Source organism: Ruegeria sp. CDSA241 (genome assembly GCF_059611265.1).
Map to the genome: position 1 here is coordinate 23,768 of NZ_JBXWPF010000006.1, position 12,624 is coordinate 36,391.

Annotated in this window: 16 protein-coding genes and 1 tRNA gene; 12 read left to right on the forward strand and 5 right to left on the reverse strand. The window is 55.9% G+C overall.

What is annotated here, in order from left to right; all coding sequences use genetic code 11:
• Positions 1-2: 2 nt before the first annotated feature.
• The 3 genes from AC2FJV_RS06975 to AC2FJV_RS06985 all read right to left on the reverse strand — a co-directional run bounded on the left by AC2FJV_RS06975 (position 3) and on the right by AC2FJV_RS06985 (position 2,618).
• Complete coding sequence (locus AC2FJV_RS06975; RefSeq protein ID WP_496693975.1) at positions 3-1,133, reverse strand: lytic murein transglycosylase; 1,131 nt, start codon at positions 1,131-1,133, stop codon at positions 3-5.
• A gap of 111 nt (positions 1,134-1,244) precedes the next feature.
• Complete coding sequence (locus AC2FJV_RS06980; RefSeq protein ID WP_271950069.1) at positions 1,245-1,892, reverse strand: GntR family transcriptional regulator; 648 nt, start codon at positions 1,890-1,892, stop codon at positions 1,245-1,247.
• 30 nt (positions 1,893-1,922) lie between these two features.
• The gene (locus AC2FJV_RS06985) at positions 1,923-2,618 is read right to left on the reverse strand and encodes a M48 family metallopeptidase (protein ID WP_496689981.1); all 696 of its coding nucleotides are present in this window, start codon (positions 2,616-2,618) and stop codon (positions 1,923-1,925) included.
• A 100-nt stretch (positions 2,619-2,718) separates the two neighbouring features.
• Between AC2FJV_RS06985 and AC2FJV_RS06990 the strand changes: the two genes are divergently transcribed.
• From AC2FJV_RS06990 to AC2FJV_RS07000, 3 genes are all read left to right on the forward strand, one after another.
• Positions 2,719-3,045 carry a TIGR02300 family protein gene (locus AC2FJV_RS06990; RefSeq protein WP_271950067.1) on the forward strand — a complete coding sequence of 109 codons (327 nt, stop codon included), beginning with the start codon at positions 2,719-2,721 and terminating at the stop codon, positions 3,043-3,045.
• 141 nt (positions 3,046-3,186) lie between these two features.
• Positions 3,187-3,262 (forward strand) — tRNA-Ala (locus AC2FJV_RS06995).
• A gap of 100 nt (positions 3,263-3,362) precedes the next feature.
• Entirely contained in the window at positions 3,363-5,108 is a 1,746-nt protein-coding gene (locus AC2FJV_RS07000; protein ID WP_496708075.1) for a DUF6538 domain-containing protein, read from the forward strand.
• Between the two features lie 587 nt (positions 5,109-5,695).
• Here AC2FJV_RS07000 and AC2FJV_RS07005 read toward each other — a convergent pair.
• A complete protein-coding gene (locus tag AC2FJV_RS07005; protein ID WP_496708074.1) occupies positions 5,696-5,857 on the reverse strand; it encodes a hypothetical protein in 162 nt (53 codons plus the stop codon).
• 207 nt (positions 5,858-6,064) lie between these two features.
• On the opposite strand from AC2FJV_RS07005, the gene AC2FJV_RS07010 reads away from it, so the two are divergent.
• From AC2FJV_RS07010 to AC2FJV_RS07020, 3 genes are all read left to right on the forward strand, one after another.
• Complete coding sequence (locus AC2FJV_RS07010; protein WP_496708073.1) at positions 6,065-6,730, forward strand: recombinase family protein; 666 nt, start codon at positions 6,065-6,067, stop codon at positions 6,728-6,730.
• Between the two features lie 243 nt (positions 6,731-6,973).
• On the forward strand, positions 6,974-7,171 hold the full coding sequence (locus AC2FJV_RS07015; protein WP_496708072.1) for a hypothetical protein: 198 nt from the start codon (positions 6,974-6,976) through the stop codon (positions 7,169-7,171).
• Positions 7,172-7,293: 122 nt separating this feature from the next.
• Positions 7,294-7,611 carry a BRO-N domain-containing protein gene (locus tag AC2FJV_RS07020; RefSeq protein WP_496713184.1) on the forward strand — a complete coding sequence of 106 codons (318 nt, stop codon included), beginning with the start codon at positions 7,294-7,296 and terminating at the stop codon, positions 7,609-7,611.
• A 933-nt stretch (positions 7,612-8,544) separates the two neighbouring features.
• On the opposite strand, the gene AC2FJV_RS07025 is transcribed toward AC2FJV_RS07020, so the two are convergent.
• On the reverse strand, positions 8,545-8,742 hold the full coding sequence (locus tag AC2FJV_RS07025) for a hypothetical protein (protein WP_496708070.1): 198 nt from the start codon (positions 8,740-8,742) through the stop codon (positions 8,545-8,547).
• Between the two features lie 380 nt (positions 8,743-9,122).
• Here AC2FJV_RS07025 and AC2FJV_RS07030 point away from each other — a divergent pair, with 380 nt between their 5' ends.
• From AC2FJV_RS07030 to AC2FJV_RS07055, 6 genes are all read left to right on the forward strand, one after another.
• Positions 9,123-9,797, forward strand: coding sequence for a hypothetical protein (locus tag AC2FJV_RS07030; protein ID WP_496713186.1), 675 nt, complete (start codon positions 9,123-9,125; stop codon positions 9,795-9,797).
• 28 nt (positions 9,798-9,825) lie between these two features.
• Entirely contained in the window at positions 9,826-10,590 is a 765-nt protein-coding gene (locus AC2FJV_RS07035; protein WP_496713188.1) for a hypothetical protein, read from the forward strand.
• Between the two features lie 145 nt (positions 10,591-10,735).
• Entirely contained in the window at positions 10,736-11,050 is a 315-nt protein-coding gene (locus tag AC2FJV_RS07040; protein WP_496713190.1) for a hypothetical protein, read from the forward strand.
• Positions 10,983-11,459 (forward strand): peptidoglycan recognition protein family protein, encoded by a 477-nt coding sequence (locus AC2FJV_RS07045; protein WP_496713192.1) that lies wholly within the window; start codon positions 10,983-10,985, stop codon positions 11,457-11,459. The genes AC2FJV_RS07040 and AC2FJV_RS07045 overlap by 68 nt, the downstream gene beginning before the upstream one ends.
• 151 nt (positions 11,460-11,610) lie before the next feature.
• Positions 11,611-12,234 carry a hypothetical protein gene (locus tag AC2FJV_RS07050; protein ID WP_496713194.1) on the forward strand — a complete coding sequence of 208 codons (624 nt, stop codon included), beginning with the start codon at positions 11,611-11,613 and terminating at the stop codon, positions 12,232-12,234.
• A 41-nt stretch (positions 12,235-12,275) separates the two neighbouring features.
• Positions 12,276-12,557 carry a hypothetical protein gene (locus tag AC2FJV_RS07055; RefSeq protein ID WP_496713196.1) on the forward strand — a complete coding sequence of 94 codons (282 nt, stop codon included), beginning with the start codon at positions 12,276-12,278 and terminating at the stop codon, positions 12,555-12,557.
• Positions 12,558-12,624: the final 67 nt, after the last annotated feature.

Below are 12,624 nucleotides of genomic sequence, written 5' to 3' on the forward strand. Positions count from 1 at the left end.
CCTCAGCCCCCCAACTGCCTCAGCAGCGCAACTGAGGGCTCTCCGGTCGCGGGCAGCCCATTGGCCCGCTGGTACGCAGAAATCGCGGATGTCGTGTTATTCCCGATGACACCATCCGCCCCTTGCGTATCGTAGCCCGCGGATGTCAAACGGCGCTGCAACTCTTTGCGGTTCTCAAGTGTCAGCCCAGTCTCATCCGGGCCGAACGAGGCCTGGAACGGCGCCCCTCCGGCAATTCGGTCTGATAGATGCCCTACCCCGATCGCATAGCTGTCCGAGTTATTATACCGTTTGATCACCTGAAAATTGCGGAACACGGCAATGCGGGGCCCTGGCACCTGGGGTTGCAGCACAGCAACCGGCGTACCGGATACCGTCCCGGCCTCACCGCCCCAGGGCTGCCCACGCACCCAACCGGAACGCGCCAGATAAGCCGCCGTTGATGCCAGCGAATCCGTTGGATCGTCGGACCAGATATCGCGCCGTCCATCGCCGGTGAAATCCACCGCATAGGCCAGATAAGAGGTCGGAATGAACTGCGTGTGCCCCATGGCACCGGCCCAACTGCCTGTCATGTTGGCAGGCGTCGTGTCGCCGTTCTGTAGAATCTTCATCGCTGCCATCAGTTGGCTCTCAAAGAACTGCCCGCGCCGACCGTCATAGGCCAGCGTCGACAGGGCCGATACAACAGGCACATCCCCACGCCGCGCACCATAGCGGCTTTCCAGCCCCCAAATCGCCACGACAACTTCTTTGTCCACGCCGTACTGCGCCTCGATCTGAGACAGCGTTCCCGCATGACGCACCAGCATTTGCTTGCCGGTCGCGATCCGTTCATCCGAGGTTGCAATCGCCAGGTAGTCTTCAAGCGACCTCTTGAACTCGACCTGATTTCGGTCCCGCTCGATCACTCCGGGCAGATATCCGGCGCCCTGGAAGGCGCGGTTAATTGTGCTTTGCGAAATCCCCTGTGCGGCCGCGCGGCTTTTGAAGCCCGCCACCCAGGCGTCCCAGCCCGCGTTCCGAACCGGTTGCATGCGCGCGGCCGGCGCCGAAGGAGAAGGCACGCTGTCCGTACAGGCAACCAACAAGCCGGAGCCCAGCCCAAGGGAAAATAACCGTCGATCAATCATGGTTGAAAACTGCTCTTATTGTGATTTCTCACAGCCTAGCGCAGAGAAATCGCCGGGGCCAGAACAGCGATACCGAACCGGGCGATTTCGGCAGCTTCGGCAACAAGCCGCTTAGCTGACCAGCATCCGCAGGCCCTGTGTAACATCCGAGCGAACCGCAAGGCGCAGACCCGGCTCATCCCCGGCCTTTAGCGCCGCAATTATCAGCTTGTGGTGATGCGGTGGTTCCGTTCGCCGCAGCCGCCCATAAAGCGCGCGCATCGTCGGCCCAAGCTGCAACCATACGGTTTCAGCAATCGCCAGCATCGCCGGGGCCTGCGCCCGCAGATACAGAGTTCGGTGAAATTCCAGATTGGTGCGAATATATCCAACGGCATCCCGTTTGGTGACCATCTCGGCTACCGTCATGTTGATGCTCTGCAATCGGTCAATCAGGGCAATATGCGCACGGGGCAATGCCCGGCTGGCCAGCTCGACCTCAAGCAAGGCCCGCAGCGCAGCAAGCTCTTCGATCCGGTCATTGGTCAGCTCGGGCGTCGAGACGCGGCCCGAGGACGACAGAAACAGCGCCCCTTCAGCCGCAAGCCGACGCACCGCCTCGCGGGCCGGAGTCATCGAGACACCAAACTCTTTCCCAATTCCCCTTAAGGTCAGTGCCTGACCGGGGGCGATGTCGCCATGCATGATGCGGGATCGCAGGGCCCGGTACACCCGGTCATGCGTTGCGGTCTGCGTTTCCGAGGGGCGTGTGTTCAACATGTCTCTATGTGATCACAAACACCGCACAGGTCAACTCGCAGGCGCGTCAAATCTGAACTGATGCAACTGCGCCCCGTTGTCGCGCAGCCAGCGCCGCTGTTCTTTGTAATCTCCGAATAACCGCTCGACCTGGGCCCAAAAGGCTGGGGAATGGTTCATCTCGGCCAGATGCGCCACCTCATGTGCGGCAACATAATGCAGGACGTCTGGTGGAGCGAGAATCAGCCGCCAGGAAAACATCAATCCACCCTCAGAACTGCATGATCCCCAGCGCGATCGGGTATCCCGAATAGAGATGCTGGCATAAGCCCTACCCAACATCGCTGCGTAGTCATCACATGCGCCGGTCAGCCGGTCGCGTGCCAGTTCTTTCAAAAAGCGCGCCAAACGTCGCGCTTCAGCGCCTTCAGGTACTGAAATCTGATCCGCCTGCAACAGAACGCGTCGGCCCGTTGCCCGGACAATGCGCCGTTGGGTGCCCTCAACAGGAATATGCTGCCCAAATTGAACCACCGAGGGGTCTGGCCGATCACTCAGGTGCTGCCGAATCCAGCTTTCTTTTTGGCGGGCAAAGTTCAACGCATCGGATTCAGAAACGCCATTTGGATAGGTCAGTGTAACACGCCCGTCCAACTGGGATATACGCAGACTGATCCGCCGTGCCCGCGCCGATTTGCGCAATGTCAGCGGCACCGGAGGCGATCCTGGCAGTGCGTGATCTCCCATAGGTCTGTTTCTCCTGCTCAAAGGCTTTGACAGTGCCCGCTGCTTGTGGCACCTGACCTGAATCGTCGATACGACTCACCTGATATCAAGGGGATTGGACATGCCCAAGGAAGAATGGGGTGTAAAGCGCGTTTGCCCGACCACCGGTAAACGGTTTTATGACCTGAACAAAGACCCGATCGTTAGCCCTTATACCGGCGAGATCGTGGAACTCGAAACCGGTAAAAGCCGAATGATCGCAGCAGATGCAGAAGATGCCGCATCGGCCAAGGCGCGCGAAAACGCGCCTGAGGAAGAACTGGTTCTGGATGACGACGACGATGTCGAAGTCGATCTGGATGATGATCTGCTGGATGACGATGATGACAGCAGTGATGAAGTTCCGCTGGACGACATCACTGACATTCCAGCAGAGGACGATAGCTGATCACGGTCAGAGGCGGCCTCGCGCCGCCTCGCGCCATTTGCAATCTGGTTGCAAAATTTTAACGGCGACGCCTGTTTTTGGACTTGCGCTTAGCGCCACTGTCTCATAAACGTCCGCCCACTGCTTCTGCAGTTCCTGTATGGGGCCTTAGCTCAGTTGGGAGAGCGCTTGCATGGCATGCAAGAGGTCAGGGGTTCGACTCCCCTAGGCTCCACCAAACCCCCATGATATGCTTTGAACTCAATAACTTCATGGTTTTCAATGGTTTTCCCAAGGGTCTGTTACATTGAGGTGTTACAGTGAGGACTCTTGAGAAGATGCCTGGACACCCCCGTCTGTATCGCCGTGGATCAACCTATTATCACCGTGCAGCCGTCCCGAAGGACCTTGCTGACTCGTACGGTAAAGTCGAAGAAACCTTCTCTCTACGCACCAAAAACAGGGCTGAGGCTCTCGTTAGGGTCCGTATCGAAGCAGCCCGCATTGACCGCCTGTTTGAGGAACACCGGAGAGCGCTAAGCAGGCAACAGGAGAAGGATGCGGAAGAGCCTCTGGAAGAACTCACCCCCATCCAGATAGCCCGGGCAAAGCAAGCCTACCTGCATCACCTCTTGGATGAGGACGAAGAGGTACGGCTGGAAGGTTTCGAGGACCCAGACGATCCAGACGAACCCATCGTCTATGAACCGCGTCCAACCTTTGAGGAATGGCAACAGGTCAACCAAGACATGAATGAGGTTAACCGCGCCAACCTCGCTCGAGGCAAACGTGATGAGTTCTTCCGGTCTGAGGCCGAGGAGGTCCTCACGTGGGAAGGCATAGACCTGAAACTGGCCGAGGGTTCCCCAAGTTGGCCGAGGTTGATCAGAGCGCTCCAAGAGGCATCCGTGGAAGCCCATGAGGCGACCAAGGAAAGAGACCTTGGCAACTCGGTAGTCACCCCGTCCTACCCCGACGTTACCCCTAGCGGAACTGACGGTGGCTCGGAGGGGCCTCTCCTGTCGGAGGCGGTGTCGAGTTGGGAAGCCGAGAAGTCACGAGGCGCATGGTCACCCAAGGTACGCGATGATCATTTGGCTTGGATGGCCGCGTTCACGGAGATCGCAGGCGATAAGGCCCTCTCTCGGTACAACAAGGACGATGCTAGACGCTTCAAGGCAGTCCTGCTCAAGCTCCCGGCGAACTGGAAGAAGAAACCCGAGGTCAGAAACCTCTCGATCCTAGAGGCCGCTGATAAGGCTGCTGAGACCGGTATGCCACCGATGAGCAGTGCTACGCTGAACAAAGCCTTACGCCGGGTCGGTGCCTTCTGGAATTGGGCAGAGGCGCACCATGACGGGATCAGAACTGGGTTGTTCAAAGGGTTGACGATCAAGGAAACGGTCAACGCTCGCGAGCAACGGGACCCGTTCAGCGCAGACCAGTTGACCAAGCTGTTCAATAGCCCTCTGTACACTGGATGCCGATCTGAGCGTTTCTGCGCGGAACCCGGGAATCACTCCATGCGTGGAACCGCACGGTACTGGTTGCCGCTCCTCGGATTGTTCACGGGGGCAAGACTCAACGAACTCTGCCAGTTGACCGTCAAGGATGTACGCGAAGAAGACGGGATTGCGTTCCTAGATATCACAGACGAAGCAGAGGATCAGAAGGTCAAGTCAGCCAGTGGACGGCGGCGCATACCTGTTCACCAGACGCTTATCGAACTTGGGTTCTTTGAGTTTGTTGATGAGCAGCGCGATGCGGATGAGCATCAGCTATTTCCTGAGCTTAAAGTGGATGCCTCGGGGTACCGCTCGGGAGAGTTCTCGAAGTTCTTTAGTCGATACCTTGAGCGCATCGGGGTGAAGACGGATAAGACATCGTTCCACTCATTCCGTCACAACTTCGAGGACGCCTGCCGAAACGGTGGAGTTCTCCCGCACATCATGAACGCGATACAAGGTCACTCCGAACAAGGTATGGCCGGTCGATATGGCGACGGCGTCTACCGATTGGAAATTCTGATCGAAGCCATCCAGTGCGTCGAATACTCGGATTTGAGCTTGGAGCAAATCAAGTAAACCCACGCGGTTCCTTCAGGAAATCGCTGTCTGTTCGGTTGTGACGAAGGGAATTGTCCTTCTTCTTGGCTTCGGCACTGCGCTCTTCACTCTATAGGCTTGTTGAACGCTACTTCAGTGCCGCAAAGGTTGCGCCATGATGGCCCTGCGTTTATCCGAGGAAAGAACAGAGTGAGGGATCATGGCGAAAGAGAATATTGGTATCGCAATTCTTGTTGCAGGATTCGGCGTGTTAGTTGGATTTGAGTTGTCGAACAGTCGATACCAAAGCCTCAGCAATGCGAACGGTAGAAGCCTGGTACAGACAGACACGAGTACGGGAGCTATGCGGTTCTGTTTAGTAAAAAAGGGGAAAGGTTCGTCAAGCGCACCTGAGAGCTACCGCGTGGAATGTGGGAACTGGGCCGCCAAACAGGAGTAACGGTTCTAGCAGTCTCATTTTGAGTGGAAAATCTGAGAAGGTTACAAATACGTAATCCTTCCCCCGTTCCCCCCGTGGGGCCTCGAGATATCCGAGAAAAAGCATCAGGATAGCCCCGGGTCACACCATTCACTCTAGCCACGCGCCAAATTCAGGCGTTACCTCCTCAGATGTCGCGATAGTTGCGCCCCCACTTAAATCCAATGCCCCATGCACAGGCTGCACTAGCAAGAGCGGTGTAGCCAGCGCCCATTTGTCCGGATGCATAGAGGCACACCAGCCCGACTATCGCCATCAACCAAGCCTGCGCTTTATCAGTATTATCCATTGCGGTAGTTTTCCTCATCTTCTGCATAAGCTGACTACTTCTCACGCCCTCAGCCGTATCAAAGTTGCAGGGTACTTTGGCGTTTCTATGTCCCAAAATCGGAAATCGCATTGGTTTTAGCAAATCCGTAACACTCACAACCTTCCTTGACGATTGCAACGGAGCCGCCTATCTGCTTGAATTGAGCCATCAGAGGAAGGCCATTCAATGAAGCAGTACGTCACCTATCGACGAGTATCCACGACCGAACAGGGGCGCTCTGGGCTTGGCCTAGAGGCCCAGACACGGGACATAGACTTGTTCCTGGCTAACTACTCAGACGAACCATTCGAGGTCATAGGAGAGTTCACGGACGTCCTGAGCGGGGCAGACAATGAGCGCCCTGAGTTGACTAAGGCGATCACCCTAGCGAAGCAAGCAGGGGCCGAGTTGCTGGTCGCTAAGTTGGACCGTCTGTCGCGCAAGGTATCCTTCATTGCAACGCTGATGGACGACAAGAAGCTGTCCCTGCGTGTCGCCTCAATGCCCCATGCCGACAAGTTCCAACTGCATGTCTACGCGGCATTGGCGGAACAGGAACGTGAGTTCATATCCAAACGCACCAAGGCTGCGCTGCAGGCCGCTAAGGCTCGAGGTCAGAAGCTCGGTGGTATGCGTGATGCCACGATGAAGCGGAACAAAGTTGTGATGGCCAACGCAGCCGCAAGGGCCGAGAAGTTGAGAGGCCTTGTGTTGCCCCTGCGAGACGCGGGGAGGTCACTACGGGAGATCGCTGCAGAGCTTGATAAGGCGGGCGTGGCGACTGCAAGGGGTGGTTCTTGGAGTGCCGCTCAGGTGAAGCGGATTATCGAGAGATTGGAGGTGAACTCTTAGATTTCAGGGGACCTTCACGGATCAATTCGTCGTGTATTGGCCGTGTTCTTGTCCTTTCCTGCGTGGTGGATTGAATACCTAAACTAAGGGCGATCCGGCCCCTCAATGCGACCGCATATGCTTACGATATCGCAAGGGTTAACATATTGTAATTCTTGCAAAAACAGCTTGCAGTTATGCTTTACATGGTGAGTCGCGGGGCGTATCCCGGTTCCATAAGCACGGAATAGAAGGAACTACTGAATGACAACGAAACACTTCGATAACAAGCAGGCAGTTATCAAGTTCGCTGTGGACGAAACCCTAGCGGCACTGCGGGAAGATCAAGCAGAGATGATGGGGACGCGGGCTGATGATTTTACTGACGATGAGTTCTACGCATTGGAGGACAAGATCGACGATTTGAAGTCAGTTGGCCGCTCGATGGGCCTTCGGGTCTAGGTGCTATTCCTGCACACTTCTGAATGAACCCAAAACGTCTCGGCTGGTGATCTTCTGGCCGAGGCCCCGCAATAAATACCCAACTGACCAACTTCGACTTCAATACCAACACCATCCGCGTCGTGGAAACCGACGGGAACCCGTGGTTCGTCGCCAAGGATGTTCTCGACGTCCTCGCCATCAAAAACGTCACCAACGCAACGTCTAACTTAGGTCAGGCGGAAGTTAGGCTTCTACGGCTCAACGGTGGAACACGCGGGCGTCCCAACAAACTGATCTCTGAGAGCGGTCTCTACAAGCTCATCATGCGCTCCGACAAACTCGAGGCCCGTGAGTTCCAAAATTGGGTCACTCAGGTTGTCCTACCGTCGATCCGTAAGGATGGAGGGTTACCCCCACGACCGACGATAGAACGAGGGGCCAGAAGCCCAATGAAATAAGGGGGTTTTGAATTAGTGCTGACTTATGAGACAGAGAAGAAACGAAAAGTTATTACCTATAGTGTACACATCAGGTTTCACCTTAAGTTAACTCCCGGTATCTCCTCTGTGTTGTTGATCGATGATGGTCATTCACCGGTCGATGACACGCTTGGTACACATCGTTGTAAATCAATGGGTTGGAATTCCAGCTCCCTCATAGAGAACAGATACCAAGAGTTATACCTATAGTTACACGATCAGGTTCACCTCAAGGCTTCACGGTTCCCGGTCAGTGTACTTCATGTGACTGTCCACCGCCGATAATCAACCATCAATCCTAATCCCTATACCGCATCGATCTTGGTCCTTGGTCGATGCTGGTTCAGGTCTCACGCGCATCCCTGTCTTACCTGACGGGTCGATGTAGTGAGACCTTTAACCCGTTTCACTCCGCCCGTGCTGTCTTTGTGAGCTTGACACATGGGCGGGTTGATGGGGGGCTCTGTTCCTTAGTGACTGTATCGCAGAGACCCCCGAAGTATTCCCAACGTACCACTAGCAACTAGCGAGGCCACCATGACCGTCTGTGCCTCTGCTAGTTGCGACAACCCACTACCTGCCTTTGAGTACACTGAGCGTCCACCTCAGCGTTGGGGCCTGTGTTCCCGCTGTCGGACGGTCGTTCAGAACCGTGGTGTGCCTCTCGGAGGCTTCCTGCCCGGTGGTGTGGTTAACGCTATTGCCCGATCGGTAATGAAACAGACCAAGCCGACACCCTCAGAGATCGCCGAGGCCGTTCGGTTAGCCCGAGGTACACGTCATCGCGTCGGTGATTGGGATCATCGCCCAGCATATCGAATGGCTGCGCTGCGACACGGCAAGGCCAGAGAACGGTTGCATCACTTGCTGGTCGGTAGACGATATGAACCGAACGCATCAGCCATTGTCAGATCATTCGTCCACTACGTCCTCGCCCGAGAGTTCCTCGGTACTGGTCATCGCTATAACGTCTATCTCTTTGGCGGTACGTTCATGGGTCGCCAAGGGCTGTGTGTTCCACCTGGTCGCAAGGCTGAGGTGTTGACCGGTGATGTCCGATACTCGAAGTACCGCCTGAGTTACGCCGACTTCGCCATTGTCGGCACGCACGTCTTACGCGCTGCTGAGAAGCTCGGTCTGCGTCGATCTGATCGAGACCTAATCGCATTCATTGTGACCGCCTACGGGCGTCTCCTCGCCTCTGGTGATGCGTTCCCGCCGGTCTCCGTTCCCATTCGATCTATGAAGACGGACATGCTCGGGGATAGCTTGTTCGATCACGTCCTCCCGAGGTCCCCAGCGATACCCTCGAGATACCACAAGGTAATTCGTCGCTCATCCGGACTGATCAAAGGTGAGTGGCCCGAAGGCATCGAGCCGGTGTCCGATCTCACACCCCGACCGACACCCCCGGCCAAACCCAACGCAGCAATGCAAGCACCACCGATGCCGTCTACGGATTGGCTGTTTGACACGTAAGGACCACGACGATGCCCGTTGCCAAGTCGAAGAAGCCACCCCCGCAGATGTACCTTAAGACCTGCAACGCATGTGGTGCGGACCACGAAACCCACAAGCCCAAAGCCTCGAGGTGCGAGACCTGCATCGATGAGAACCGCAGGATTACCTACAAGACCTGCATCTCGTGTGACGCAAAGTTCCCCGCCCCGTTCGGCGATGAATACAACTGCATCTCGTGCGCCGAAGACCTTGGGATCGGCCAAGCAGAACTCACCCCGGAACAACGCGAGATCATCAAAGCAGAAGAGACGCTCGCCCGATGGAAGAACAAGGTCGAGATACTCGAGGCAACGCTCGATGAACGCAGCAGCGCGAAACCCAAAGGAACCCGCAAGATGACCACCAAGATAAAGGAAAGCACCATCGGCGTGGCCTTCCTGGAACTATGCGCAAGGGACGGACAAGTCTCCGCGCTTTCGCAGATACACGAAAGAGACTTGGACGATGACACGAAGTTGCGTCTCGTCCTCGCGTATTCCCGCATTCGACTTCGCGGATACTCGGTCGAGGCAATCTCAAGGCTCTGCCCGGTACACCTAATGAGCCTTGATGAAGGCAAGGCAATCGACGGCCTGCCTTTTGTAGAAACCCAAAACCCACCAACGTCACAACAACTGGCCGAGATCGAACTCGGTCTCCACTAATCAACCCCACGCAAAGGACCCAAGAAACATGGTTGAAAGAGTAACCCTCGGTGGCGGAGATGCCACCATACAAACAATGCCGTCATCCAAGTCTTACGCTTCAAGTGCAGAATACACGAGCGGTGGCGTTGTCGCCCGTGTTACCAACAACATGCAACGCGACGTTCATTCTCAGGGTGATCTCAAAGACAGCGACGTGATCGACGTACAGGGCATGTCGATGAAAGTTGCCCAAGCCAAGGAACTCGGCTTGCTCAACACCGTCTTTGATGAAGGTCTGTCGATTGGCGCGGCTCAAAGGGCAGCGCAGGAACATAGTTCGGCGGTCGACGAGACGCCCGAAGAACCCAATGGTAGCGACACAGGTCATGCTGAGTTCGACTCCGTGATCGATGGTCTCAACGCCTCGCTTGATGACAGCATCATGTCGATGGGCGAGGCTCAGACATATGAAGCAGCGTTCGGACAGATTGCTATGTCAGGAATGTCAGTCGATGAGGTCACTGAAACCATGCGCGGTCTGGCTGATGGGTCCGTATCGGAACTAGACGTGGATGGTGACACCCGCGCCATGTTCTCGAATATCCAAAGCACAATCACCGAGGCCGCAACCCAGAGTGCCATGCAGGAACTTGGACAAGATGGCTTCGACTTCCTGAAACATGCATCAGACACGCATACCGGTGTTGATCGATGCGTCCGCCAGTTCGCCGTGGACCGGGCAGCGGGTCGCGCCGATGGCATCACATGGGCCGAGTTCGCGCAGCATATCCGTGAACAGCTTGGTCACTGACCTTCTGCTTGGTGATGGCTCGCTACCATTGCCAGCCACGACCCCGGCAGGTTCGACACCCAGCCCAGACCAGTGACACCCGAGGGTGAACTGCGAGGATAACTGCGGTTCACCTGTCGGGGTTGCAAGAATGAATGACAAGAACATGACCAGCTTAACCGACATGGTTTGGGACACAGACATCGATCTGGTCCTGAACCGTATCCAACCCCGCGCCTGCGCTGACCCGGACTACCTCTATGCAACCGTCGATCTGATTGAAGAGGGTCGTTCACCAACTGGAACCGGGCAGTTGACGCTCAGTGAACTCGAAGCATGGGCAGAACGTGTGAAGACAGGACCAAACACCAATGTTGAACATCAAGAGAGCCGATACATACCTGCGAACAACGATGTTCGCTACGTTGCCCCGCGAGAAAACCACAGGTTTGTTCATCCGTTACACCGGACACCCACCTGACCCACGGATCGATGCAGCCCTCATTGACATCGAACACGCGAGGATTGGACGTTTGGGGATCGGTTGGCATTTTCTCGTTTTGCTGGACGGCACGATAGAAGTGTGTCGCCCGCCATTGACCATAGGGGCGATGGATCGCGACTTTAACGGAACGCAGAACATACAGATCGGAGTAATTGGAGGTCGAGACCGGGAGACCGGTAAGTTCTCTGAGACCCTCACGTCAGCCCAACGTGGCGCCCTTGAAGCCCTTTACCAGAGGCTTGCGGATACACTCGGTGCCGTACTCGAGATCGATGAGAGCCTCGAGAAATATGCCCATCAGCAACACGAGCAAACCGAGGCCGCCGAGGCTGAACTCGAAGAACACCTCGACCGCAACGAAGCGATGACAACAGGCCCTCATTAAATCCCTCGTTTCCCGGCGAAACGTACGATCACCCATTCCCACGGAAAATCAGAAAATTGTGGTTGAGAAACCCTGTTCCCTCAAGGGGTTACAGAAGGCGTTCTCACGTCCTCAGCTTTCGCACCATCCCCGCAATCAAGGAACCTAGCATATGTCCGTAGAGACAGTCCCTGCATCCGCCAAAAAGGCGACCCAACACTTCATTGAGAACAGCAAACTCCGCAAAGGTAAACGCCGAGATGCGCTGATCGACCAGATCGCACAAGCCAAGCGACCGATGATACATGCCAAGAAACTCTTGGACACCTTCGGCAAACCCAAGCCCTCATCACTGACACCCAGAGAGTTCGAAAGGCTATTCCTCGAACACGTCGCCAAGTCCGGCATGCCCGATCCATCGATCCTGCCGACGATCAAGAAGGCTAAGCTCCGCGCTCGAGATGAAGACCCGACGCTGGATCAAGCCAAACACGTTCTCAAGATCGCTGGCCGTGCTTTCAACGGTCGCTGCCAAGATGAGATCGACCAGAGCCGCGATGCTGCTCGGTTGGTTTTGGGCTTAGACCCCTATGTCAAACCCGAGATCACCGCGAAGAAACCCGAGGTCAGCCCTAGCATGCCCGAGGACAAGGTTGCTGACGCTATTGGCTATAGCGAGACCACAGCGTCGGACACGGCTCGACGGTTCTACGCCAAGGCTATCGCTGAGAATGCTCGAGGTGAACTCACGGCCCACCGGGCGGACCAGATCGCCAGACTTATCAATGTTCGATGAACCACCACCACAATCAACAACGACACACAGGACCAGAAACTATGACAACCAAAACCAACACCACTCCGGGACCGCTGACCGATGATAGCGAAAGCTGGCAGCGCACTCTGTCTATTCTCGCGGGTATCCGTCAGGTGCGCCAAGAGATGCGAGAAGAAGCTGACCAGATCACAGCTGCAAATCCTAACCAGATGATTGCCCCCGGTCGCGGTGAACGCGCCGACATCGTGTCTGTTCTGGATGAGGGCTACGCATCAATGGTCAATGACGTTCGCAGGATTGCCCGAAGTTGTGGTCTGATAATGCCGGAGGACCTGAGGTGAGGGTGGATTGGTTCACAACCTAACAACACATATTCGGGGCGGCTCGGGAAGAACCCCTTTGGTCGCC